Annotated in this window: 24 protein-coding genes and 1 pseudogene; 14 read left to right on the forward strand and 11 right to left on the reverse strand. The window is 71.4% G+C overall.

The features are described from left to right. Positions 1 to 73: 73 nt before the first annotated feature. Positions 74 to 256, reverse strand: coding sequence for a hypothetical protein (locus tag ACH4ZX_RS24210; protein WP_398276317.1), 183 nt, complete (start codon positions 254 to 256; stop codon positions 74 to 76). A 192-nt stretch (positions 257 to 448) separates the two neighbouring features. Between ACH4ZX_RS24210 and ACH4ZX_RS24215 the strand changes: the two genes are divergently transcribed. The 4 genes from ACH4ZX_RS24215 (at position 449) to ACH4ZX_RS24230 (ending at position 5,358) form a co-directional block, all read left to right on the forward strand. Then, entirely contained in the window at positions 449 to 1,360 is a 912-nt protein-coding gene (locus ACH4ZX_RS24215) for a GntR family transcriptional regulator (protein ID WP_398276319.1), read from the forward strand. A 196-nt stretch (positions 1,361 to 1,556) separates the two neighbouring features. After that, positions 1,557 to 3,773, forward strand: coding sequence for a phosphotransferase (locus tag ACH4ZX_RS24220; protein ID WP_398276321.1), 2,217 nt, complete (start codon positions 1,557 to 1,559; stop codon positions 3,771 to 3,773). A 36-nt stretch (positions 3,774 to 3,809) separates the two neighbouring features. Beyond that, on the forward strand, positions 3,810 to 4,697 hold the full coding sequence (locus ACH4ZX_RS24225; protein ID WP_398276323.1) for a hypothetical protein: 888 nt from the start codon (positions 3,810 to 3,812) through the stop codon (positions 4,695 to 4,697). Between the two features lie 109 nt (positions 4,698 to 4,806). Beyond that, complete coding sequence (locus ACH4ZX_RS24230) at positions 4,807 to 5,358, forward strand: HAD domain-containing protein (protein WP_398276326.1); 552 nt, start codon at positions 4,807 to 4,809, stop codon at positions 5,356 to 5,358. Here ACH4ZX_RS24230 and ACH4ZX_RS24235 read toward each other — a convergent pair. Together ACH4ZX_RS24235 and ACH4ZX_RS24240 are read right to left on the reverse strand one after the other, a co-directional pair. After that, a pseudogene (locus tag ACH4ZX_RS24235) lies at positions 5,330 to 5,836 on the reverse strand (GNAT family N-acetyltransferase); the annotation flags it as partial. The gene ACH4ZX_RS24230 and the pseudogene ACH4ZX_RS24235 overlap by 29 nt on opposite strands. 56 nt (positions 5,837 to 5,892) lie before the next feature. Continuing rightward, positions 5,893 to 6,096, reverse strand: a complete 204-nt coding sequence (locus ACH4ZX_RS24240) for a hypothetical protein (protein ID WP_398276528.1) — start codon at positions 6,094 to 6,096, stop codon at positions 5,893 to 5,895. Positions 6,097 to 6,221: 125 nt separating this feature from the next. On the opposite strand from ACH4ZX_RS24240, the gene ACH4ZX_RS24245 reads away from it, so the two are divergent. The 3 genes from ACH4ZX_RS24245 (at position 6,222) to ACH4ZX_RS24255 (ending at position 8,111) form a co-directional block, all read left to right on the forward strand. Beyond that, complete coding sequence (locus tag ACH4ZX_RS24245; RefSeq protein ID WP_398276329.1) at positions 6,222 to 6,848, forward strand: helix-turn-helix domain-containing protein; 627 nt, start codon at positions 6,222 to 6,224, stop codon at positions 6,846 to 6,848. 89 nt (positions 6,849 to 6,937) lie between these two features. Beyond that, the gene (locus tag ACH4ZX_RS24250; protein ID WP_398276332.1) at positions 6,938 to 7,621 is read left to right on the forward strand and encodes a hypothetical protein; all 684 of its coding nucleotides are present in this window, start codon (positions 6,938 to 6,940) and stop codon (positions 7,619 to 7,621) included. Between the two features lie 157 nt (positions 7,622 to 7,778). Beyond that, a complete protein-coding gene (locus ACH4ZX_RS24255; RefSeq protein ID WP_360753805.1) occupies positions 7,779 to 8,111 on the forward strand; it encodes a DUF2516 family protein in 333 nt (110 codons plus the stop codon). Between the two features lie 71 nt (positions 8,112 to 8,182). Here ACH4ZX_RS24255 and ACH4ZX_RS24260 read toward each other — a convergent pair whose 3' ends face one another. The 3 genes from ACH4ZX_RS24260 to ACH4ZX_RS24270 form a co-directional block, all read right to left on the reverse strand. Continuing rightward, positions 8,183 to 9,496, reverse strand: coding sequence for a PP2C family protein-serine/threonine phosphatase (locus ACH4ZX_RS24260; RefSeq protein WP_398276335.1), 1,314 nt, complete (start codon positions 9,494 to 9,496; stop codon positions 8,183 to 8,185). Between the two features lie 249 nt (positions 9,497 to 9,745). Continuing rightward, positions 9,746 to 10,861: an NlpC/P60 family protein gene (locus ACH4ZX_RS24265; protein WP_398276516.1), complete on the reverse strand. Its 1,116-nt coding sequence runs from the start codon at positions 10,859 to 10,861 to the stop codon at positions 9,746 to 9,748. A 357-nt stretch (positions 10,862 to 11,218) separates the two neighbouring features. After that, the gene (locus tag ACH4ZX_RS24270; RefSeq protein WP_398276338.1) at positions 11,219 to 12,049 is read right to left on the reverse strand and encodes a class I SAM-dependent methyltransferase; all 831 of its coding nucleotides are present in this window, start codon (positions 12,047 to 12,049) and stop codon (positions 11,219 to 11,221) included. 194 nt (positions 12,050 to 12,243) lie between these two features. Between ACH4ZX_RS24270 and mshA the strand changes: the two genes are divergently transcribed. The 3 genes from mshA to ACH4ZX_RS24285 all read left to right on the forward strand — a co-directional run bounded on the left by mshA (position 12,244) and on the right by ACH4ZX_RS24285 (position 14,994). Continuing rightward, on the forward strand, positions 12,244 to 13,581 hold the full coding sequence (mshA, locus tag ACH4ZX_RS24275) for a D-inositol-3-phosphate glycosyltransferase (protein WP_398276341.1): 1,338 nt from the start codon (positions 12,244 to 12,246) through the stop codon (positions 13,579 to 13,581). After that, positions 13,574 to 14,074 (forward strand): YbjN domain-containing protein, encoded by a 501-nt coding sequence (locus ACH4ZX_RS24280; RefSeq protein WP_398276344.1) that lies wholly within the window; start codon positions 13,574 to 13,576, stop codon positions 14,072 to 14,074. Before mshA ends, ACH4ZX_RS24280 begins: the two co-directional genes overlap by 8 nt. Positions 14,075 to 14,175: 101 nt before the next feature. Next, positions 14,176 to 14,994, forward strand: a complete 819-nt coding sequence (locus ACH4ZX_RS24285; protein ID WP_398276350.1) for a hypothetical protein — start codon at positions 14,176 to 14,178, stop codon at positions 14,992 to 14,994. Here the strand turns inward: ACH4ZX_RS24285 and ACH4ZX_RS24290 are convergent. Then, positions 14,976 to 15,857: an AraC family transcriptional regulator gene (locus ACH4ZX_RS24290; protein WP_398276353.1), complete on the reverse strand. Its 882-nt coding sequence runs from the start codon at positions 15,855 to 15,857 to the stop codon at positions 14,976 to 14,978. The two genes, ACH4ZX_RS24285 and ACH4ZX_RS24290, sit on opposite strands and share 19 nt — an antisense overlap. Here ACH4ZX_RS24290 and ACH4ZX_RS24295 point away from each other — a divergent pair. After that, positions 15,856 to 16,332, forward strand: coding sequence for a DUF2000 family protein (locus ACH4ZX_RS24295; protein WP_398276356.1), 477 nt, complete (start codon positions 15,856 to 15,858; stop codon positions 16,330 to 16,332). The two genes, ACH4ZX_RS24290 and ACH4ZX_RS24295, sit on opposite strands and share 2 nt — an antisense overlap. Before the next feature lie 47 nt (positions 16,333 to 16,379). On the opposite strand, the gene ACH4ZX_RS24300 is transcribed toward ACH4ZX_RS24295, so the two are convergent. Then, a complete protein-coding gene (locus ACH4ZX_RS24300) occupies positions 16,380 to 17,633 on the reverse strand; it encodes an MDR family MFS transporter (protein ID WP_398276359.1) in 1,254 nt (417 codons plus the stop codon). A gap of 187 nt (positions 17,634 to 17,820) precedes the next feature. Between ACH4ZX_RS24300 and ACH4ZX_RS24305 the strand changes: the two genes are divergently transcribed. After that, on the forward strand, positions 17,821 to 18,582 hold the full coding sequence (locus ACH4ZX_RS24305) for a phosphoglyceromutase (RefSeq protein ID WP_324783525.1): 762 nt from the start codon (positions 17,821 to 17,823) through the stop codon (positions 18,580 to 18,582). Between the two features lie 216 nt (positions 18,583 to 18,798). Here the strand turns inward: ACH4ZX_RS24305 and ACH4ZX_RS24310 are convergent, their stop codons facing one another. Both ACH4ZX_RS24310 and ACH4ZX_RS24315 read right to left on the reverse strand, forming a co-directional pair. Further along, on the reverse strand, positions 18,799 to 19,137 hold the full coding sequence (locus ACH4ZX_RS24310) for an XRE family transcriptional regulator (RefSeq protein WP_398276363.1): 339 nt from the start codon (positions 19,135 to 19,137) through the stop codon (positions 18,799 to 18,801). Continuing rightward, positions 19,134 to 19,520, reverse strand: coding sequence for a type II toxin-antitoxin system RelE/ParE family toxin (locus ACH4ZX_RS24315; RefSeq protein ID WP_398276366.1), 387 nt, complete (start codon positions 19,518 to 19,520; stop codon positions 19,134 to 19,136). Before ACH4ZX_RS24315 ends, ACH4ZX_RS24310 begins: the two co-directional genes overlap by 4 nt. Positions 19,521 to 19,788: 268 nt before the next feature. Between ACH4ZX_RS24315 and ACH4ZX_RS24320 the strand changes: the two genes are divergently transcribed. Further along, positions 19,789 to 20,274, forward strand: a complete 486-nt coding sequence (locus ACH4ZX_RS24320; protein WP_398276369.1) for a DUF4265 domain-containing protein — start codon at positions 19,789 to 19,791, stop codon at positions 20,272 to 20,274. 134 nt (positions 20,275 to 20,408) lie between these two features. Here the strand turns inward: ACH4ZX_RS24320 and ACH4ZX_RS24325 are convergent, their stop codons facing one another. Next, a complete protein-coding gene (locus ACH4ZX_RS24325; protein ID WP_398276372.1) occupies positions 20,409 to 21,728 on the reverse strand; it encodes a hypothetical protein in 1,320 nt (439 codons plus the stop codon). Between the two features lie 687 nt (positions 21,729 to 22,415). On the opposite strand from ACH4ZX_RS24325, the gene ACH4ZX_RS24330 reads away from it, so the two are divergent. Then, positions 22,416 to 23,444, forward strand: coding sequence for a right-handed parallel beta-helix repeat-containing protein (locus ACH4ZX_RS24330; RefSeq protein WP_398276375.1), 1,029 nt, complete (start codon positions 22,416 to 22,418; stop codon positions 23,442 to 23,444). The last annotated feature ends 99 nt before the right edge of the window (positions 23,445 to 23,543 follow it).

The raw sequence follows: 23,543 nt of genomic DNA on the forward strand, positions 1-23,543 counted from the left end.
CGCGGGGCCTGGCACGCCCGTCCGGGTTGGAAGGCGCCGCCGGTTTCCTCCGACCCGATCCGCCGACCAGGCCCTAGGCCTGAGTCATCAGGAGCACGAAGACCACGGCGCCGGCCGACAGGCAGGCGGTGTCGCGCGCACGGAAGCCGGCGCCCAGCAGGAACAGGCACAGCAGCCCGAGGGGCCCGAACCGCGACGTCAGCATCTGCTCGGCGCCCAGCGCCATGACGGTGCCCACCAGTTGGAAGAAGACCACGGCTCCCACCCCTTCAGCTCTCCGACAACCGATCAACAACCCTTCCAATTGGACTGGTTGCCTTGAATTGGATGTGCCCCGACTGCTTGATCCCTTAACTGCCCTTCAAATACCGCCCGTCCAATCGTCCAATCCGTCGCCTATATGACCGAAAGCCGTTTGCCCCGTTGTCCGGAGAGGTACGGTCGCGGTGTGAGCACAGGGCGTGGCGACAGCGGCGGGAAGGGCTCCAGTTCCCTTCTGGAGGACCTGCGTGCCCGTATCGCCGACGGCACCTACCCCCTGGGCGGCCTCCTGCCGACGCAGCGGGAGCTGGCCGAGGAGTTCGGCATCTCGCGCGACACCGTGCAGCGCGTGCTGCGGGAGCTGAAGAACGAGGGCTGGATAGAGTCCCGCCAGGGCAGCGGCTCACGGGTCGTCAAGAGCCCCGTGCACTCCGGCAGGGAGCCGCAGGCGGCGCCACGGCTGCGTGCGGCGCTCGGGCCGTTCGTCGCCCGGGCCTTCGCCCAGCCGGTCGTCCGGCTGGACGTCCACACCCTGACCTCCGAGAGCCTGGACGCGCACGTCCGGCTGCAGGCCGAGCGCATCCGCACCGGGGAGATCGCCACCCCCGAACGCATCGAACTGCGGATGCTGCTGCCCTCCGAGACGCTGGAACTGCCGTACCCGCGAGCGATGACCCGGGGCGAGGACGGGACCGCGGCGGAGCAGCCGGCCGCGCTCCAGGAGCGCATCCAGGAACGGCTGCGCGGCATCACCCGGCGGCACACCACCTCCTTGCGGTCGGCGCTGCGGGACCTGGAGACGGAGGGCGTGGTGCCGTCCGTGGACGTGCAGGTCCGTCAGGTCCCCTTGGTCCCCGCCTTCAAGCTGTACCTGCGCCGGGGCGCGGAGGCGCTGTTCGGACCCTACGAGGTGATCGAGCGCCCGATCCTGCTCGACGACGGAACCGAGATTGCCGCCCTGGACGTCCTGGGCCTGGGCTCGACGCTGACGCGCCACGTGAACGACGAGGGCGACCCCAACTCCACCGGGTCCGTCTTCATGGAGAGCATGCAGGCCTGGTTCGACTCCTGCTGGGAGCGGCTCGCCACCGCACTCTGAACCGACGGCGGCGCGCGCCGCGGGACGGGCTCGGCAGCGTGCGGTGTCCGCTGTCACCGCCTCGGGCACCACACACGTTGGCGAGGTGGTCATTTCTGTGGCCTCCGGGGCACTACAGTGTGCGCACCCCTCCGCGGCGCAATGACATCGGTGGCGTCGTGCAGTCATCCAGGAGTGACCTTTGGGCGGTCCACCCATGCCCGGGACCTCCGCTCTGGCGCGTGACGCGGCGTTCGACCGCCTGGTGTCGTATGCCACGGCGCAGGGCGAGGCCAGCCGAGGCCATCACAACCTCAACCACGTGGTGCGGCCTCCGGAGGACGTCGTCGCCGTGCTCCCGGCCCTGACAGGGCACGACCGGGTGACCGTCAGGCGGCGGATCCGGGCGGCGCTGCCCGTCGTGATCAGGACCTGGCAGGACGAGGCGGAGATCCTCGGCGCGGTGCACGGCGTGCTCCCGCACGTGCCGCAGTGCCTGGTCAAACGGGGTGATGTGACCGTCCTGAGCTACGTGCAGGGCGTGCCCCTGTCCACCATCTGCCGCAACGGCAAACCGGTGGAACCGCATCTGGTGGCCGCCCTCGCGGGCCTGCTGGCGGACATGACGCAGGTACGCAGAAAGGATCTGCCACCACTGCCGCAGTACTGGCCCCGCACCAGCCGGGACAGCCGGGCCTTCCTGCGGGCCCTGGCACAGGCCGCGGAAGAACAGATCAGGCGGCCCAACTGGGCCACCTTCGGCGGTCTCTTCGCCATGCTCGGCATCTGGGAGGACGCCATGGTGCGTTTCGCCGAGCGGGTGCCGACCCTGATCAGCCGCCCGTTCAGCCTGCTCCACACCGACCTGCACCGCGACAACGTCATCTTCTCGTACGACGGGGACCCGCCCCTGATCTGCGTGGACTGGGAACTGGCCACCTACGGAGATCCTGTGCATGACCTGGCCACCCACCTCGTACGCATGCGGTACCCGCACCGGCAGTGGCACGAGGTCGTCGACGCCTGGGTGGAGGCCATGGGGACGCGGTGCAGCAAAGCGGTCAACGGTGCCAAGCGGGATCTCAAGCACTACGTGGCCTTCGAGCAGGCCCAGTCCGTCTACCCCGACGTGATACGTGCGGTGACCTCGCTGGGCGACGAGTTCGACCAACGGCACCTGGACGCCGCGACGCACGCGGTGCAGCGCGCACTGAAGGCCGCGGCCGAGCCCCTGCGCCTGAAGAGCGTGCCGGACGAGAAGGCGATCGAGGGGATCCTCGTCCGCTGGAACACATCCCACGGCAAGCGGCACAACCGGGACAGGGCGGCTACGTCCATCCCGTGGAGCAGCGACCCACGGGTCCCGGAGCATCCCAGGTTCCCTGCCTGGGCGGTCAGGAACGCGTTGTTCGAGGAGGGCGCCGCGCCGGCGAACCACGTGTTCAAGGGGACCGCGCACCTCAGTACCGCGGTGCGGGTGCGGGGCATTCCGTTCCCGGTCATGGTGCGGCGGAAGGTGGGGGCGGCCAACCCGAGGGAGCGGCGTTTCCTCAACGAGCATGCCGTGCTCGGGGCGATCGAGAAGTCCCGGGTGCCGGTGAACGCCCCGCGCGTGCTGGCACTGGGCACGAGCCACCGCCATCGGGACCAGTTCACCATCCACACCTTCGAGGGTCCGCAGGGCGAGATCCGGCCACCGGACCATCCGGTGGACGGCCTGCGGCCGCACGAGGCGGACGACCTCGTCGACCAGCTGCGCGCGCTGACCTCGGTCGACTGCTGCGAACTCGGTCCGGACACGCTCGGCCAGGACTTCTACCGCGGACTGCGCGAGGAACTGCTGCGCATGGTGGCCGGACTCCCCAAGGGAACCCTGGCCCTGGCCAGGGAGCTGGGACTGCCCGGGGACATCGTCCGGCTGGGCGAGATCCTCGACCGGCATCTGCCGACTCCGCGCCGGGCCGTCCTGCTGCACGGAGACCTCAACCCGTGGAACCTGATCCGCCGGGAGGACGGCACCGGACTGACCTTGATCGACTGGGAGATGGCGATGGTGGGTGACCCGCTCTACGACCTGGTCCGGCACATCCACCTCACGCCGACCCTCCCGGACATCCGGGAGCGCCTTTTCGTCCGCTGGTCCCGGCTGCTGCCGGAGGAATGCACGAAGGGCTGGCGCGACGACTGGCGGGTGTACCGCTGGATCGAGACCGTCCGCTCGGCCTACGTGGACCTGGACCGCCTGGTCACGGGCGACGGCCTGGACGCCCCGAACGTCCGGCGGGCCGTGGACACGTACGCCATGACGCTGAAGTCGGCGACCGCGGTGCTCGGGCTCAAGGACCGGACGACGACCAATCCCTATCTTGCCCTCGCCCTGCCGCGTGCCGACCATGAAGAGGCGCCGGCGTACGGGGCGCCCATGGAGGTGTGATCCCCGGACGGTGCGGAGTGCGGGGGAGGGCTGCGCATGTCCGGTGGTGGGAACGGCATACCCGACGACGGTGTGGGCGAGAGACTGAGGCGCTTCCAGGCGCGCTTCGAGCCGGCGATCACCCGGGTGGTGTTGCTGGGCATCTTCGTCACCGGGCTGACGGCCCAGTTCGTGAAGCCCGTGGGCGACGCCCTGGAGGACAAGGCGTTCCTCGGCGGAGCTCTGCTCAGTCTGGTGGGGTACGTCCTGTACGACACCCTGAAGGACCTCGACGCGTCCCTCCGGCTGCCTACGCGCACCCAGGTCGAGTCCCGGGAACTGGGCGGCTTCGTGACCGAGACGTTCCGGGCCCGGGAGGTGGAGATCAGCTTCCTCGGCTACACGGGCGAGACGCTCTACAACGCCCTCTACCACCGGCTGGAAGCTCTCCTCGACGACCCCGGTCCGACGAGACGCGTCTCCATCAGGTTCCTGGTGCCGGACTTCCAGAAGCCCATGAGCGTGCCCTCCCGGGTGGGGCCCGACGGCGCGCCGGTGGACGACGAGAGGTTCCGCAAGCGTCTGGAGCTGAAGTGCCGCGAATACGACCGGACGCTGTCGGCGATCGCGCAACGGCTCACCGCGGTGGGACGGGTGACGGCGGAGTGCGAGTACCGCTTCTACCCCGGTATCCCCAGGGACAAGATCTGCATCTTCAACCGGGAGTCGGTGCTGCACGGCCTGTACGACGTCGTGGCCCGCACCAGGGGCTACAGCACCGAACCCGACTACTACGACCCCAAGGGCTACCGCACCGACCTGAATCTGTGGTCACGCCGGGACGGTGAGGACTCCAAGGCGGTCGTCGCCACCTGGAGCAAGCACTTCGACGACCTGTGGGGCCTGGCCGCGAAACCGCCGTGGCGCCGGGGTACGACGCCCTGACGCCCGCCCCCGGCCGCATCCGGCACCCTCATGGGCCCGGTGGTGCCCGCCGCCGCCGACTCGTACGGCCGGTTCCGTCGCCGCCCCCGCTTCGGCGATCCTGGCTTCGATGCTGCTCTTCCTCGACATCGACGGCACGCTGATCCCGTTCGGCGGGGCGGCGCCGTACCCGGTGTACGCCGCGCGCCGCGTGTCGCCGCGACTCGCCGCCTCGCACCCGTTGCTCACCCGCGTCGACCCGGCACTCGGCCCGAAGCCGGCCGCGCTGGGCTGCGTGCTGGTGTGGGCCACGACCTGGGACGACGACGCCAACGAGTGCCTCGCGCCCTGGCTCGACCTGCCCCCGCTGCCGCTGGTGACCTGGCCGGACGAGGCCGCGGACGACGTACCCGCCGAGACGTACGGCGACGACGGGCCGGCCGGGGCGACCCACTGGAAGACCCGGCCCCTCGTCGCCTGGGCGGCCGGCCGCCCCTTCGTGTGGCTGGACGACGAACTCACCGACGCCGACCGCGCCTGGGTGGCGGTCCACCACCCCGCTCCGGCCCTGCTGCACCGTGTCGACCCCCGGTACGGCCTCACCGACCGGGACTTCGCGGCCGTCGAGGCGTGGCTCAGAGGCGTCGGAGGGATCAGAAGTCGTACACGGACCAGTCGGTGAGGTTGCGGTAGCCGAGGCGCTGGTAGAGGGCGTTGCTGGTGGGGTTGGACCGGTCCGCGAACAGCACCACGTCCCTCGCGCCCGCGGCCAGCGCGGCCCGGCTCACCTCCGCCGTCACGGCGCCCGCGTAGCCGCGACCGCGCAGGTGGGCCGGGGTGTAGACGACGTCCACCTGGATCTGGCCGCCGATCAGCGGTTTCATGCCCGCGACGGAGACGGGGGTGCCGTCGGGGGTCTCCCAGAGGGTGTAGCGCTTGTCGGCGAAGCGGGTGCCGGCCCACGAGCCGGCGTCCAGGGAGACGTCCTCCCCGACGGCCTTGGCGAACTCGCCGCACCAGAAGATGATTTCGTCGAGGTCCCGCTCGCCCAGGACGCGGCCCCGGCCCGCCGGCATCGGCTCCGGCGGGGTCAGCGTGCCGAGGCGGTACAGACGGACCCGCGTGTCGCGGAGCCTCGGCGTCGCCCCGGTGCGCCGCTGTCGGAACAGCCGGCCTGAGACGGGTGTCCCGTCCCCGGCATGTCCGGGAGCTGAACTCAGGTGCCGGCAGGCACGGGGTCGGGCGTCGCCGGGACGAGGCCGGCGGCGGTCACTCCGCGGCCGACCCGGGCGAGGCCGATCAGCAGGTCCGCGCAGTCGATGCGGTCGGATCCGCGCCGCTCGGACGGGCCGTTCCTGCCCGCCAGGGCGCCGGAGACGGGCGGCGGCGTCCTCGCGGACGCCGGTGACGACGGGGCCACGGCGTCGTCGGAGGCGCCGGTAGCGATTCCGGGCGCGGACGCTGCCGGGGCCTGCGGACGCAGGGGAGCGCACTCCTGCAAGCAGCTTGCTTGCAATAGTTAGCGCATGGGTGCACAGTGGAGACATGGCATCGCTCAACGTCGGCAATCTCGGTGAGTACCTGCGCGAGCAGCGGCGCAACGCGCAGCTGTCGCTCAGGCAGCTCGCCGACGCCGCCGGGGTGTCCAATCCGTACCTGAGCCAGATCGAGCGCGGACTGCGCAAGCCGAGCGCGGAGGTGCTGCAGCAGGTCGCCAAGGCGCTGCGGATCTCCGCCGAGACGCTGTACGTGCGGGCCGGCATCCTCGACGACGAGCGGGACCGGGACGAGGTGGAGACGCGCGCCGTCATCCTCGCCGATCCCACGCTGAACGAGCGGCAGAAGCAGGTGCTGCTCCAGATCTACGAGTCCTTCCGCAAGGAGAACGGATTCGGGATCGCCACGGCGGAAGCGGCGAACGAGGCGAACGCGGCGGGCAGGGCGGACGACGCGGACAGGGCCGGCATGGCGGCCGGCGGCGCCGCGGTGAGCGACACCGGCGAAGACGGCGGCACCGCAGCGCGCCGCGCCCGCGAGGGCGACGGCGACGCCACCGGCGAGCGCCGTCCCCGCACGACCACCCGCACGGCCGGCGGTCGCAAGTCCGCCGCGCGCCGTACCGCCCGCACGTCCGACGGCAGCGACGCCGACCCGCAGCAGACAGCCGGCTGATCATGACCGAGCAGCGAGACCGACCGGTCGGCCGACCGATCGCGGGAATCCAGACCCTCAGCCGAAAGCGATCCGGGAGGACCAGCATCATGGCCATCACTGACGACCTGCGTAAGACATTCAGCGACCCGACGCCGCTCTACTTCGCCGCCGGCACCGCCGACCTCGCCTTCCAGAAGGCCAAGAAGGTTCCCGCGCTGGTGGAGCAGCTGCGCGCCGAGGCGCCGGCCCGCATCGAGGCCGTCCGCAACACCGACCCCAAGGCGGTCCAGGAGAAGGCCGCCGCGCGCGCCAAGGAGGCGCAGGCCCGCGTCAAGGAGCGGCAGGAGAGCCTCCAGGCCAAGGTCAACGAGTTCCTCAACACCCTCGACGGTGACGTCAAGAAGCTCGGCGCCACGCTCGACGCCGACCTGAAGAAGCTCGGCGAGGCCGCCCAGGACATCGCCCTGCGCGGTGTGGGCGTCGCCGCCGAGTACGCCGTGAAGGCCCGCGAGACCTACGAGAAGGTCGCCGAGCACGGCGAGCAGACCGTGCGGACCTGGCGCGGCGAGGCCGCCGAGGGCATCGAGAACGTGGCCGAGGAGGTCGAGGAGCTGGCGGTCGCCGTCGAGCCGAAGCCCGAGCCCGCCGGGGTGAAGGAGGAGGCCAAGCCCGCCGAGGTGAAGCTCGCCGCGGTCGAGTCCGAGCCCGCCGCGGACAAGAAGCCCGGCGTCAGGAAGACGCCGGCCCGCAAGACGACCACCGCGAAGAAGACGATCCCGCCCGTCAAGTGATACGGGGACCCGTCAAGTGATACGGGGAAGGGGAACGACGCCGGACGGGCCGGGCACTTACGGAGTGCCCGGCCCGTTCTGCGGGTAGCGGGGTCGCGGGAGCGGGTACGGTGACCCGCGTAGGGACGAGCCGAGTCTGGTGGTGGACGTAGTGCTGATGCAGGGCTTCGCGGGGTTCATGTGGCTGCTGAGCATGGCCCTGATCCTTTTCAGCGGCTTCGCGCTGGTCGACGCCGCCACGCGCCGCGAGGACGCCTACCGCGCGGCCGACAAGCAGACGAAGCCCTTCTGGCTGATCGTCCTCGGGATCGCCTTCGTGGTGAACCTGATCTTCAACATCCTGTCGTTCCTGCCGATCATCGGCCTGATCGCGACCATCGTGTACATGGTCGACGTCCGGCCCGCCCTGCGCGGCATGTCCGGCGGGGGCCGCAGCCGCCGCGGCTCCAGCAGCGACGGTCCGTACGGCCCGTACAACGGCGGACGCTGACCGACGCTGACGCCGTCGGCCCGGCTTCCCGCACGGCGCCCCGGTCCGGCGGCAGGCAGGCCCGCGGAGCGCTACGGCGTCCGGTCCAGCAGCAGGACGGCGACGTCGTCCGTCAGTTCGCCGCCGTTGAGGTCGCGCACCTCGTTCACCGCGGCCCGCAGCAGTTCCTCGCCGTTGAGGCCCCCGGCGAGCTGCCGGCGCACCAGCTCCACCATGCCGTCCTGGCCGAGCCGCTCCCCGCTCTCGCCGACGCGGCCCTCGATCAGGCCGTCGGTGTAGAGCATCAGACTCCACTCGGCACCCAGCTCCACCTGCATCCGCGGCCAGCGGGCGCCCGGCAGCAGGCCGAGCGCGGGGCCGTTGTTCTCCTGCGGCAGCAGCCTCGCCGGGCGGCCGGGGTGGGCGATCAGCGGCGCCGGGTGACCCGCCAGGCACAGGCCGGCGCGGCGGCCGTCGGGGGCGATGTCCACCGTGCACAGCGTCGCGAAGATCTCGTCGTCGGAGCGCTCGTGCTCCAGCACCTGCTGCAGCGTGCCGAGCAGCTCGTCGCCGCACAGGCCCGCCAGCGTCAGCGCCCGCCAGGCGATGCGCAGCTCCACGCCGAGCGCGGCCTCGTCCGGGCCGTGGCCGCAGACGTCGCCGATCATGGCGTGCACGGTGCCGTCCGGGGTGCGGACGACGTCGTAGAAGTCACCGCCGAGCAGCGCGCGGGAGCGGCCCGGGCGGTAGCGGGCGGCGAACCGCAGCGGCGAGCCCTCCAGCAGCGGGGTCGGCAGCAGCCCGCGCTCCAGGCGCCGGTTCTCCTGGGCGCGCAGCTTGCCCTCGGCGAGCCGCCGCTCGGCGGTGTCGGAACGCTTCCGCTCGACGGCGTAGCGGATCGCCCGGCTCAGCAGCCGGCCGTCCAGCTCGTCGCGGAAGAGGTAGTCCTGGGCGCCCACGCGCACCGCCTCGGCGCCGCGCTCGGCGTCGCCGGACGCGGTGAGCGCGAGGACGGCGTGCCGGGGCGCGAGCCGCAGCACGTGCCGGAGGACGGCGAGCTCGTCGTCGCCGTCGGAGCGGCCCGGGGCGGACAGCGCGAGGTCGAGCAGGATGCAGTGCACGTCGTCCGTCAGCAGCCGCTCGGCCTCGGTGAGGTTGCGGGCGGTGCGCACGCGGATCGGCTTGCCCGCCGAGTCGTGCAGTTCGGGCACGATCGGCGAACCGCCGGGATCGTCCTCGATCAGCAGCAGCGTCAGATGGGCGGGCGTGGCGCCGTTCGTGTCGACCGTGACTTCCTTCGGCGGGGCCGACGTTTCCTTGGCGGAGCCGCCGTCCGGGGACACGGCCTGCGCCTGACCGCTCTCCACGGCCGGGATCGCTCTCTGCCGCGGTACGGGTACGGGCATCGTGCTGGGTTCCTTCCCTCCCCCCGAGGGCACGGCAGCGCGAGGGGCCTCGACCTGCCGACGGGGACCATAGCGGGTGTCGGCGCCGCAGCGGAATGGCGCGGGCCACGTCCATCGGCAGCTGGCCACTGTCATATGCCGCGATCCGTATCGCACTTCGACAGGCGGGCCGTGACGGCGGAATGACGAACGTCACGTCCGCGCGGGGTTTGGCCGCGCACCCGTGTGGGGCGCGTCACGTGGCCCGGCTCACGCGTCCGGCCGGACCACCCCGAGGATCGGCATCGTCCCGGCGCCCGCGAGCGTCACCGTCCGCCCCGGGCGCGGGGCGTGCACGATCGCGCCGTCGCCGACGTACATCCCGACGTGGCTGGCGTCGTCGAAGTAGATGATCAGGTCGCCGGGGCGCATGTCCTTGACGTCGACGTGCTTGAGCTGCTTCCACTGCTCCTGCGAGGTGCGCGGGATGGGGTGTCCGGCGTCCGCCCAGGCCTGGGAGGTCAGTCCCGAGCAGTCGTAGGCGTCCGGGCCCTCGGCGCCCCACACGTACGGCTTGCCGATCTGCGCCGTGGCGAACTTCACCGCCTTCTTGCCCTGTTCGGAGGCCTTTCCGTTGATCTCGTCGAGGATGCCGGAGTCGAGCCAGGCGGTCTGCGCCTGGTAGGCGGCCTGCCGCTCCAGCTTCGCCAGGCGCTCCTTCTCCTGCTTCTCCAGCTGCGACTCGAGGTCCTCGGCCGCCGCGATCTGCTGCTTGATCTTCTTGCGGGCCGCGGCCTTCGCCTTGCGGTGGCTCTCCAGCTTCTTCCACTGGGCGGAGGCGTCCGCGGCGTACTGCTTCAAGTCCTGCTGGGTGTCCGTCATCTCACGGATCAGGCCCTTGGTCGCGCGCTGGCCCTGCAGCACCCGGCCGGTGCCGTCGAGGAAGTCCTGGGGGTCGTCGCTGAGCAGCAGCTGGGCCTCGTCGGGCAGACCGCCCGTGCGGTACTGGGCGGCGGCCGCGGCGCCCGCGCGCCGCTTCAGCTCGTCGAGCCTCCGCTGCCCCTCGACGATCTTCTTCGCCAGCTCGACGATCTCGGCGGACTGCTTCTCGGCCTTCTCCTCGGCCGCGTTGTACGCGTCCGTGGCGACCGCCGCGTCGTGGTACAGCTTGTCGAGCTTCTCGCGGACGGCCTCGAGGTCCTTGTTCGGGGCCGGCGCCGGCGCCGGGGACGCGGAGGACGAGGGCGAGGGGGACGCGGAGGGGGACGCCGACGGGGACGGGGCCGGGCCGGGGCTCGCCAGCGCGGTGCCCGGTGCCGCCAGGACGGTGACCGCGCAGACCACGGTGACGGCGGTCGCGATCAGGCCGTGCTTGCCCGGTGCCATCGCCATCCGCATGCCTCTGTCCCCCAACCTGATTAACCGTCAGTAACTTGCGACGCCTGGGGGATCGTGCCATGCCCGCGCGCAAAACGACAGAGGCCGTCGGACGTGGGACTTCCCTTCTTGCCTTCCCCTGATGGCGATCTCCCCGCCTTTGTGACGAACGACTCACCTTCGCCGTTCCCGACAGGCCGTCACTCCTGCGGCAGTTCACCCGGCCGGTGCACTCTGCCCGGTGCCCGGCCGGTGCACTCTGCCCGGCGCCCCGGTGGGTCGTTCCCTCCGGACCGCCGCGCAGGTCAGCCGGTGCGCGGCAGGCGGGGGTTCACCCGCGCGGGGCCACCGCCCGCCAGGCGGGGTTCATCCGCGCGGGGCCAACGCCCGCCAGGCCACCGTCACTTCGCCCTGGCGCCAGCGCGTCGGCCCGTCCGTCACCGGCCAGTCGGCCGCGAGGGCGCGCACCGCGCGGATCCAGCGCTGCCGGGCGCCGTAGGAGGCGTACGGCGCGGCGGCCGCCCAGGCGCGGTCGAAGTCGCGCAGGAAGGCGTGCACGGGCTCGCCGGGCACGTTGCGGTGGATGAGCGCCTTCGGCAGCCGCTCGGCGAGGTCCGAGGGGCGCTCCAGGGACCCCAGCCGGGTGGCGAACGTGACCGTGCGCGGCCCCTCGGGGCCCAGCGCGACCCACACGTGCCGCCGCCCGATCTCGTCGCAGGTGCCCTCGACCAGCAGCCCGCCCGGTGCGAGCCGCCCGCGCAGGCGCTCCCAGACGGCGGCGACCTCTCCCTCGTCGTACTGGCGCAGCACGTTGGCCGCGCGGACGAGCAGCGGCCGCCGGGGGAGCGGGATCTCGAAACCGCCGTGCCGGAAGACCAGGCCGTCGCGCTCGTACGGCTCGGCCGCCGCGACCCGGGCCGGGTCGATCTCGATGCCGACCACGCGCACGCGCGGAGCGGCGGCGCGCAGCCGGTGCAGCAGCTCGACGGCCGTCCAGGGCGCGGCCCCGTACCCGAGGTCGACGGCGACCGGATCGTCGGCGCGGCGCAGCGCGGCCCCGTGCACGGCCGCGATCCAGCGGTCCATGCGGCGCAGCCGGTTGGGGTTGGTCGTCCCGCGCGTGACCGTGCCCACGACGGCGGTGCTCCCGCTCGGGCGGGGCCGGGAGCGGGGGACGGCGGCGGCGCGGGAGGTCATGCGTACGAGGGTATGCGGGCCGTGCGGGGGCCGGGACGGACGCGCCCTGTCGACGAACGGTTGAGCGGCTGTGGGTAACACCTCGGCAAAGTTCGTTCCGCCCGGGATGGGAACCCGTTCCCGCGCTGTTGCACACCCCTGGAGGGAGCCCCACACCCTCTGTCCGGCATGTCCGTACCAAGGAGGAACGCCACGTGAGCCAGTACGGCAGCAGGCTCGGGCGTCGTTCCCCGGCAACGCCCGCACGGCTCTGGCCGCACCGCCGCCCCCGCCGCGTCGCCATGCTCTCCGTGCACACCTCCCCCCTCCACCAGCCCGGCACCGGCGACGCCGGCGGCATGAACGTCTACATCGTGGAGCTCGCGCAGCGCCTGGCCGCGATCAACGTCGAGGTCGAGATCTTCACCCGCGCGACCGCCGCCGCGCTCCCGCCGGTCGTGGAACTGGCGCCGGGCGTCCTCGTACGGCACGTCGACGCGGGCCCCTACGAGGGCCTGGCCAAGGAGGACCTGCCCGCCCAGCTGTGTGCCTTCACGCACGGCGTGATGCAGGCCTGGGCCGGCCACCGCCCCGGTCACTACGACCTCGTCCACTCCCACTACTGGCTCTCCGGCCACGTCGGCTGGCTCGCCGCCCAGCGCTGGGGCGCCCCCCTGGTGCACGCCATGCACACCATGGCCAAGGTGAAGAATGCCAACCTCGCCGACGGCGACACCCCCGAACCCGCCACCCGCGTCATCGGCGAGACCCAGATCGTGGCCGCCGCCGACCGGCTGATCGCGAACACCGCGGAAGAGGCCGACGAACTGGTACGGCACTACAGCGCGGACCCCGGCAAGGTCGCCGTCGTCCACCCCGGCGTGAACCTCGACCGCTTCCGCCCCGCCGACGGCCGCGCCGCCGCCCGCGCCCGCCTGGACCTCCCGCAGGACGCCCTGATCCCCCTCTTCGCGGGCCGCATACAGCCCCTGAAGGCCCCCGACGTGCTGCTGCGCGCGGTGGCCGTGCTGCTCGACGAGCGTCCCGAACTGCGTTCCCGGATCGTCGTACCCGTCGTCGGCGGGCCCAGCGGCAGCGGCCTCGCCAAGCCGGAGGGGCTGCAGAAGCTGGCGTCCCGGCTGGGCATCGCGGACGTGGTCCGCTTCCACCCGCCCGTCCGGCAGGAGCAGCTCGCGGACTGGTTCCGGGCGGCCTCCGTGCTCGTCATGCCGTCCTACAGCGAGTCCTTCGGCCTGGTCGCCATAGAGGCGCAGGCGGCGGGCACACCGGTGCTCGCGGCCGCCGTGGGCGGGCTGCCGGTCGCCGTGCGGGACGGCCGCACCGGGTTCCTCGTGCGCGGCCACGACCCGGCCGACTACGCGCGCGTGCTGCGCGGCTTCGCCGACGACCCGCGGCTGCCGGACCGCATGGGCGCGGCCGCCGCCCGGCACGCGCAGTCCTTCGGCTGGGACGCAGCGGCGGCCGCCACGGCGGACGTCTACACGGCGGCGATGCAGTCGCACCGGCGTCGCGTACGCTCCCACCATGGCTGATGCGGAGAAGGCAGGTCAGGTCATCGAAGGTGTCCTGAAGGACGCCGAACTCGAGTGGGAGAGCCCCGCGCCGGGCAGCTACGTCGTCAAGCTCCCCGGCACCCGCAAGCTGTCCACCACGGTCTCCCTGATCGTGGGCCGCCACTCGCTCTCCCTCAACGCCTTCGTGATCCGCCACCCCGACGAGAACGAGGCCGGCGTCCACCGCTGGCTGCTGGAGCGCAACCTCAAGCTCTACGGCGTCGGTTACGCCGTGGACCACCTCGGCGACGTCTACCTCACCGGCAAGCTGCCGCTGTCCGCCGTCACCCCCGACGAGGTCGACCGCCTGCTCGGCCAGGTCCTGGAGGCCGCCGACGGCAGCTTCAACACGCTCCTGGAACTGGGTTTCGCCTCCGCGATCCGCCGGGAGTACGAGTGGCGGGTGTCGCGGGGGGAGTCGACCCGCAACCTGGACGCCTTCGCACACCTCACCCGGCGCTCCGGGGAGTAGCCCCGGCCGGTGTGGCCGGTGCGGCCGGGGCGACCGTACAACCTCCGTGGGCCCGCCGCGGTCTACTCGCTGTCAGCCCCACCGGCAAGAAGAGGTTGTACATGCGCACAGGCAGAACCGGCGCCGTGACCGTGACCGCGACCGCGCTCGCGGGAGCCCTCGCCTTCACGGTGTTCGCCGCGCCGGCCGCCCAGGCGGCGGACACCGGCATCACGGTGACCGGCATGGTCGTGAACAACGGCAAGCCCATCGTCGTGGGCATCAGCGAGGAGAAGTCTCCCGGCCTCAGTTTCCGCGTGACCTGGCCCGCGAGCCACACGGTCACCACCATCGACGCGCACCCGTACCTGTACCACGACACCACGGCCGCCAACGGCGCCGACCACGGCGGCATCTACATGGGCAGCGTCACGCTGTACGACGACAGCCCGACCTCCGCGGACTGCGACGGCGAGCTGTACATCGACCCTCCCTACACCCTGGACTCCAACAACGACGCCACGACCTGGAAGATCGGCGTCGTCGCGCGGCTGTGGGACAAGACGGACACCAAGCTCCAGGCCCAGGAGTACCTGACCGGCTTCGGCAGCGTCGCGGTCAAGCGCGCCGCCCGGGCCACCGTCAACGCCTCGCCCGAACCGGTCGCGAAGGGCAAGGCGATCACCGTGACGGGCCGGGCCACCCGCGCCGACTGGGTGAAGCACGCCTACGTCGGCCATGCCGACAAGCTGGCCAAGCTCCAGTTCCGCAAGGCGGGCACCAGCACCTACCAGACCGTCAAGTACGTGCGGACCAACTCCACCGGCTACCTGAAGACCACGGTCACCGCGTCCGCCGACGGCTACTGGCGCTGGAGCTACGGCGAGACCTCGACGACGGGCGGCGCGACGGCCAAGTCCGACTACGTCGACGTCGTCTGACGGGACGCGGGGTCCGGGCGCGAGGTGGGGTGAACGTCCGGACCCGCCGGCTCCGGTGATCCCCGGCGGCCTGCCGCCCGCGCGTAACGCCTCGGCGGCACCCCCACCAGCCTGCGGAAGTGCCGGGTGAGATGGGACTGGTCGTAGAAGCCGGTCAGGGCCGCGACCTCGCCCGGCGGGCGTCCGTCGAGGAGCAGCCGGCGGGCGCGGCCGACGCGGCGGGACATCAGGTACTGGTGCGGGGCGATGCCGTACGCGGTGCTGAACGCCCGTACCAGGTGCGCGCGATGGGCGTGCAGGAGCGCGGCCGCCTCGTCGAGGGTGAGGCCCTGCACGACACGCTCGTCGAGGAGTTCGCGCAGCCGCCGGGCCAGGGCGGGGTCGCGGCGCGGGGGATCGGCGCCGGCCCCGGGCCGCAGGTGCGCGCGCAGCCGGTCGCCGATCAGGGTCAGCCTGCTGTCCGCCTCCAGTTCGTCGCCGGGCCGGGCGAGGGCGGTGTGCAACTGGCCGACGCGCAGGCGCAGTACGGGGTCGCGCAGGTCGGGGGAGTCCACCGCCGGGCCGATCAGGTCCGCGCCCAGCCGGGAGCCGTCGAGGTACAGCACCCGCTTGCGGAAGCCGTGCGGGGTGGCCGGCGAGCCGTTGTGCGGGACGTGCGGCGGCAGCAGCGAGACCGTGTCGTGCGGGGTGCCGTGCTCGTGCCGGTCGAGGTCGTACCGTACGGCGCCGTCGTCCACGATGAGCAGCGTCCACGCCTCGTGCACGTGCATCGGGTAGGCGTACTCGGTGAAATGGGCGTGGAAGACCTCCATCACCCCCGGGACGCGGGGGCGCCAGGCGGTCACGTCACGCTCAGCGGCCATGCGACGAACGTACAAGACGCCGCCGCCGGGCGGTCGGCACGCTCGGGGCATGAGCGAAGCACCCATCCGGTTCGACACCAAGATCGCCGTCCTGCTGCGCGAGGACCTGGAGACCTGGCAGCGGCTGAACGTCACGGCGTTCCTGGTCAGCGGCCTCGGCACCATGGTCCCCGAGGTCGTCGGCGAGCCCTACGAGGATGCCGACGGCGTGCCCTACCTGCCGATGTTCCGCCAGCCGGTCCTGGTCTTCGAGGGGACGAAGGAGACGCTGACCGCGGCACACGCGCGTGCGCTGAGCCGGGCGCTGCCGCGGGCGGTCTTCACGAGCGACCTGTTCACGACGGGCAACGACCGCGACAACCGGGCGGCCGTACGGGCCGTGCCCACGGGCGGACTGGACCTGGTGGGCCTGTCCGTGCACGGCCCGAAGAACGCGGTGGACAAGATCCTCAAGGGCGCCCGGATGCACCCCTGACGATCCTCACGGGCGCCCGGACGCACCCCTGACGCCCCTCACGATCCTCACGCGGCACTGGCCTCCGCCGGGGCGGCCGCCGGCTTCCCCACGGCGGGCTCCTGCGCCGGCAGCCGCCGCATCAGGGCCCCGTAGCCGAAGGCGGCCACCGAGCCGACCGCCGCGCACAGGCCCCACAGCCACTCCGCCCCGAACCGGTCGATGACGAAGCCGGACATCAGCGGCGCGACGAGCGCGGCGACGGACCAGGAGAGCGTGTACACGCCCTGGTAGCGGCCGCGTCCGTGCACGGGTGACAGCCGGACGACCAGACCCGTCTGCGTCGGCGCGTTGATCATCTCGCCCAGCGTCCACACGCACACGGTGAGCGCGAGGACGCCGACCGATCCGGCGAAGACGGTGAGCCCGAAGCCGTACCCGGCCAGCAGCGCCGACGCCACCAGCAGCCGCCGTGGGTCCCGGTGCTCGATGAACCGGGTCACCGGGATCTGCAGCGCGACGATCAGGATGCCGTTGACGGCGATCGCCATGCCGTAGTCGGCGGGCGTGAACCCGGCCTCGCCCATCGCCACCGGCAGGCCGATCGACCCCTGCTGGAAGATCACGGCGATCAGGAACGACAGGCCGACGACGGCCATGTAGCGCCCGTCGCGCAGGACGGCGCCGAGGCCGACGTCGTCCTCCCGCGCGGCCTTGGCCGTGCGCTCCGGCCGGGACTCGGGCAGCTTCAGGAACACCACCACCGCGCAGACCGCCGTCATGCCCGCCTCGAGCAGGAACCCGGCGCGGTAGCTGACCTGGGCGATGAACCCGGCCGCCACCGAGGAGACGGCGAAACCGAGGTTGATGGCCCAGTAGTTGAGGGAGAAGGCCCGCACCCGGTCCTCGGGCCGGACGATGTCGGCCATCATCGCCTGCACGGCGGGCCGCGAGGCGTTGCTCGTCATGCCCACCAGGAAGGCGACGGCGGCGATGGCCACGGGGTCGTGCATGAAGCCCAGCAGCGCCACGGAGGCGGCCGTCGAGGCCTGGGCGACGAGCAGGGTGGGCCGCCGCCCGAGCCGGTCGGTCATCACACCGGCGGCGAGGGAGGAGACCACGCCGCCGAGCCCGTGCAGAGAGGCGACGAGACCCGCGTAGGAGGCGGAGTAACCGCGCTCCACGGTCAGGTACAGCGCCATGAACGTGGCGACGAAGGCGCCGAGCCGGTTGACGAGGGTGCTGGTCCACAGCCACCAGAAGGCGCGGGGGAGTCCGGAGACGGTTTCGCGGGCGGCGCGCCCCAGGCTGGCGAGTGGCATGCGGGTCCCCCACGACGGTCGGCACGGTGCGAGCGGCTCACGCCTGTCTGATGTAAGCGGCTGATGCGGCACGCACAACTTACAAATCCGTCACCCTCCCCGGCCACTCGATTAACGGATCCCGTCAACTGTCCGGCTGCCGGGCGGGCCACGCATGGGTTCGAATGCGTGGATTACGCTCTGGGGCATGGCCGACGCACCGTACAAGCTGATCCTCCTCCGCCACGGCGAGAGCGAGTGGAACGCGAAGAACCTGTTCACCGGCTGGGTGGACGTCAACCTCAACGAGAAGGGCGAGAAGGAGGCGGTCCGCGGCGGTGAGCTGCTCAAGGACGCCGGCCTGCTGCCCGACGTGGTGCACACGTCCCTCCAGAAGCGCGCGATCCGCACGGCGCAGCTGGCCCTGGAGGCCGCCGACCGCCACTGGATCCCGGTCCACCGCACCTGGCGCCTGAACGAGCGCCACTACGGCGCCCTCCAGGGCAAGGACAAGGCCCAGACCCTGGCCGAGTTCGGCGAGGAGCAGTTCATGCTGTGGCGCCGCTCCTACGACACCCCGCCGCCGCCGCTCGAGGACGGCACCGAGTGGTCCCAGTCGGACGACCCGCGCTACGCGACGATCCCGCCGGAGCTGCGCCCCCGCACGGAGTGCCTCAAGGACGTCGTCGTCCGTATGCTCCCCTACTGGTACGACGGCATCGTCCCCGACCTCCTGACCGGCCGCACGGTCCTGGTCGCGGCCCACGGCAACAGCCTCCGCGCCCTGGTCAAGCACCTCGACGGCATCTCGGACGCCGACATCGCGGGCCTGAACATCCCCACGGGCATCCCCCTCCTGTACGAACTCACCCCCGACTTCAAGCCGGTCACCCCGGGCGGCCGCTACCTCGACCCGGAGGCAGCGGCAGCAGCCATCGAAGCGGTCAAGAACCAGGGCAAGAAGAAGTAAGCAGTACTGATCAAGGCCCCTGCCTGCGGCTTTCCCGTGGGCAGGGGGCTTGGTTTCTGTGGCTGGGGTCCGTGAAAGGGATTCGGGCCCTTGGACTCCGATGTGACCGATGCGCTGCCGCGCCCCACCTGAACGTGGCGTATGAGTTCCAAGGGTCCGGCAGGGCTCAGGTCGGATGCCGGGCCTTGTCGATCGACGAGAGCTACGGCACGCGCCTCAGGCGACGGTGTACTCCGCGTCGCCGAAGTCTGCGACCACGCGCAGTCGACCGCCGAGCGCTTCCACGTAGGCTCGGAGAGTCGCGACCTCTGCGCGATCCAGCTCACCGTGCTCGATCGCGGAGACCCGAGGTGCTGAGACCCCCATTGAATCCGCTACTTGGCGCTGAGTAAGTGCCTGTTCACGCCTGACCTCCGCAAGCTTGTGAGCGCGCACTTCGGCGGTCAGCCGGTCCATGGCCGCTTGCTTCTCTTGAGGTGACCGCACCGGCAGCCCCGAAGCCGCACGCCGTTCGCGCGCCTTGCGCTTGGTCTCCTCCCAGCTCACGGTGCTCATTCGTACTCCCTGGTTTCAAGATCGGCCAGATGTGCCCGGTACCGCTCCTCAGCGAGCGGAATGTTGCTGTCGTACCAGCGCTGCCAGTTACCGGCCTTGTCGCCGGCCACCAGCAGTACTGCCCGACGCACCGGATCGAAGGCGAAGAGAATGCGGATCTCGCTGCCTCCGGACGAGCCCGGTCTCAGCTCCTTCAAGTGATGGTTCTCGCCACCCTTGATCCGATCGACCAGCGGACGGCCGAGCGTCGGCCCTGTGGCCGCCAGCATGTCAATGGCGTCTTCTACCTGTTCAGCGCTGTCCCAGTCGTCCTCGGCCAGTGCTTCGAACCACGCCGCGACCTCCCCGACAAGGACCACTTCCCATTGAGCCACGCCCCTCATGTTAATGCAAGCGTTAATTTCGCTTCGGCGGCCGACCGACGTACGGCGCACCTGGGCAGGCCAGGAGACACCGGTGGCAGCCAACTCACTGGACCGCGCCAAGTAGGCGGTCCCACCCTCCGAGGCCGCAGCCAGCCGCACCGCTGCCGCCGTCGTGGCCGACTGTCGTCCGCTGGGGCAGAGGCGAGCCCGATCCAACTCCGAGCAGACGTCTCCTGTCACCTACCCACCCGCGGCCGGTGCGGCGGGACTGTGCATCCTGATCACCGTGACGAACCCCGAAGGCGCATACGTGAAGGTGCACTTCCGGCTTGAAGTCGAAGATGACTGGCCTCCGGCGTCGGTGGAGAGTCTGTGGGCCGTCGACCAGGGCGACGGCACCGCGCGGCTCGACAACATCCCCTGGTTCGTCCGAGGCATCGCCTGCGGGGACATCGTGGCAACCGAGCCCGATGACGAAGGCGTGCGGTGGGCCGGCGAGGTGGTTCGACGTTCGGAGAACTGCACGATTCGCCTCATCGTGTTCCGTGACGGCGGCTCGGGAACTGCACGGCAGAGCGTGATCAACGTGTTTCAAGAACTCGGCGTCGGCGGCGAGGGCATAGAGCGGTTCGGCATGGTGGCCTTGGATGTCCCGCCGACTGCCGACCTGGCCAAGGTGCAGAGGCTCCTCAGCCATGGAGTGGCCGAGGAATGGTGGGCGATGGAAGAGGGATGCATCACTGCGCAGTGGGAGGCTGCCGCCGCCGACTGAGGCCGTTCTCGGGGCAAGGCTCTGGAGGAGGGCAAAACCGTCTACATGGCGGTCCTGACAGGTGTGCGCCCGGACGCCGTGCGTGGCGTCCGGGCGCGGGGCGGACGGCGGCGCGCCGTCCGTCGCGGCGTCGCTCAGGACCGGTGCTGGTGGGCGCGGCAGTCGGAGAGCCGGAAGGAGGCGATCCGCGTGTGCCAGTCATTGGCGCCTTCGGACGGCTGGTACTGGTTGGTGTACCAGAAGGTGCAGTCGTCCGACGGGTCGATGGCCATGGACGTGTAGTCGCCCCAGCGGCTGTCTTCGGTCTGGGAGGCCGAGCCGGTCCACACCGTGGTCTCGCGGAACGTCATCCGGCCCGGCCGGTCGCCGGCCAGGCGTCCGGTGACGCGGATCGAGGGATGGTCCTGGGAGGACGACTGCGAGTAGCCCAGCGCGATGTCACCCACCCGGTTCTGGGCGATGGAGCCCATCCACCGGTAGGTGGGGTCCGGAGCGAAGGTGCTCTGCTGCTCCACCACCGGCCGGCCGTTGCGCAGCCGCAGCTCGTACCAGCGCACGCCCACGGCGCCACGCGCGTCGACCGAGTGGTTGAACACCAGCGACTCGCGACCGCCGATGTTGCGGTAGGCGAGCCGGTACATCGGGTAGAGGGAGAGCGAGTCCAGCTTCTGCGTGGTACCGGCCTGCGGGACGCATTTGTCCCCGAAGACATTGGTGCGCTCACACGCGCGGGTGAAGGGAGCCACGCTCAACCTCCTGGGGCCGGTCACGGAGGTGGCGGCCTGGTCCCTCCAGTCGACGTGGAAGCGGAAGTAGTCCAGGGACTCGTTGTCGTCGCCCAGGGTGACCAGCGTGTTCGGCTCCCCGAACCGGGGCGGATTCGTGCCGTCGAGGTCGGAGGCGAGCGGGATGGGGCCCACCGGGAGGTAGTAGCACTGCTGGTCGGCATCCTGACCGCGCAGCATCCTGCTGCGGTCCCAGGCGCACGCCTCCTTCATGTCGAGACCCACAGGGTTGATGGTCACGTAGTAGGCGTCGGGCCACACCGCGACCTTCTCGTAGTCGGGGTCGTACTGGTACCCGAAGGCGTAGCGGTGGTAGGAGCCCGTCGCGTCCGACGTGGTGGAGACGGCCACGCACAACCGCTTCTGGTTGTCGGAGAACTGGGTGAAGACCCAGCGGCGGGCGAGGGTGTCCCAGCGGACGACGGGGTCCACGTTGAACCCGGTCTCGCAGGGTCCCCCGAAGCCCTCCCACAGGGTGTTGGTCGGGGTCGGCCCCAGCAGCGTGCTCCCGCTCTTGGAGTAGATCGCGAGTTCGACGTTGGTGACCTGCATGATCTGGCTGGTGCCCACCGAGGCGTTCGGGTCCGGCGGATGGGTGCCGCCCTGGGAGATGCCCTCGAAGTTGCGGCGCAGCTGGACCGGGGACCGGCTGCCCTGTTGCTTCTGCACCACCGGATCCGGGGCGGCTCGCCCGGGGAGAGGGGGGTGCGGCAGCTGCCGGGGACGAGGGGCGGTGGGTGACGGGGGCGGGACCTGGCCGGGCGTCTGCGCCAGCGTGCGCAAGGGCGGTGAGGTGTCATGGTGCAGCGCGGGTCCCGAGTCGGGTGACCGAACCGGCTGCTCCCGCCCCGTGCGCTCGAGATCGGCGCCGGCGGCGGGCGTGGGGGACCATGCGGGGAAGACAGCCAGGGCCACGCCCAGCGCTGCGAGGGCCGAGAGCGAGCGCAGGCCACGGAAGACTTGCACAAAGCCTCCAAAGCGGTCGGCGAACCCTGGGGTCGGTTCGCCCGGTGACGGCACCGGGGCGACGCCGCGCCCGCCTACGACGGCTGCCCCGAGGGCACACACGCCCGGGGCGCATCGCCATGTGCCGTCCGTGCCGGAAGGCGGCTTCTCCGGTGCAAGGACCCCCAGTTACCCACGCCGCCCACCGCCGGCCACGGCACCTGACGCCGTGTCATGCGCGCATCCCTCGTACGGCGCATCGCCAGGGGGGCGCCGCGGCGCCGCCGCGCCCGTTGTGCGCGTGTGGCCGGAGGTGTGCTCATGAACGCCGTTCACGACAACAGGGGTCTCAGGGACCGGCCTCTCCACCGGCCCGAACGCACCGAATGGGGCCATTAGGTGTAAATCAGGATGTTATTCGTGATGTTGTGCGGCGTGTCGGGCACCTTTCGCACAACATCTCTGCCGCGGCGCCGCACGAGGCCTTCTCGTGCCTGTGCGTCCGCGGCAGGCGTCCCCAAAAGGAGTGGCATGTTCACGCGTAAATTCTGCGTCCGGTCCGCCCAGGTGCTCTGCGCAGGCACCGCCGCAACGCTCATCCCCCTGGCCCTGGCTCCTGTCGCCTCGGCCGCGACACTGAACGTGGCGTGCACCGAGGCCGCCCTGAAGTCCGCCATCAACACGGCCAACAGCACCCCCGGCAGCGACACCCTCAACCTGGCGCCCCGCTGCCCGTACCGGCTGACCACCGAACTGCCCGCCATCACCTCGCCGATCGTCATCAACGGCAAGGGCGACACCATCAGCCGGGTGTCGGGGACGTTCCGCATACTCACGGTCAGCGGCGGCGCCCTGACCCTCCGGGAGATCGTCCTCAGCAACGGTGACGCCACGGGCAGCTCGATCGCGAGCGGAGCCGGCGGCGCCATCGTCGTCACCGGTAATGGCAGCCTGAACCTCACCGCCAGTGTGATCAGGAACAACCACGCCAACTTCGGCGGTGGCGTCAGTGTGTTCAGCGGGTCCCAGGCACAGATCAGCGCCAGCGTCTTCACGGGCAACAGCGCGACCCAGAACGGCGGTGCCGTCGTCAGTGACAGCACGGTGTCCGTCACCGCCTCGCAGATCAGCGGCAACACGGCCGGCAACGTCGGCGGCGGCATCGCCAACATCGGGACACTGACGGTCAGCGCCACCAACATCATGAACAACACGGCGCCGAACGGCGGCGGGGGCCTGGCCAACGGTGTACCCGCCGCCCCCGGTGGCACCGCCACGTTGACCGCCAGCGCCATCATCAACAACTCGGCAAGCGGTACGAACCCGGGCGGCATCTACAACAACGGCGGCACCGTGAACCTGCGTGCCAGCTTGGTGGCCGCCAACAAGCCGAACAACTGCCTCAACAGCCCGACACCGGTCCCCGGCTGCGTCGGCTGATCCCTGCGCCCATTCATTCCGGACGGGAGGGCAGCGACCTGTGCCGGCACAACGCTGCTCCTCCGCAGGCCCCATGCCGCGCCAGAAGCCGAAGGCCCT

This window comes from Streptomyces sp. NPDC020490, from assembly GCF_044335305.1.
Taxonomy (GTDB): domain Bacteria; phylum Actinomycetota; class Actinomycetes; order Streptomycetales; family Streptomycetaceae; genus Streptomyces.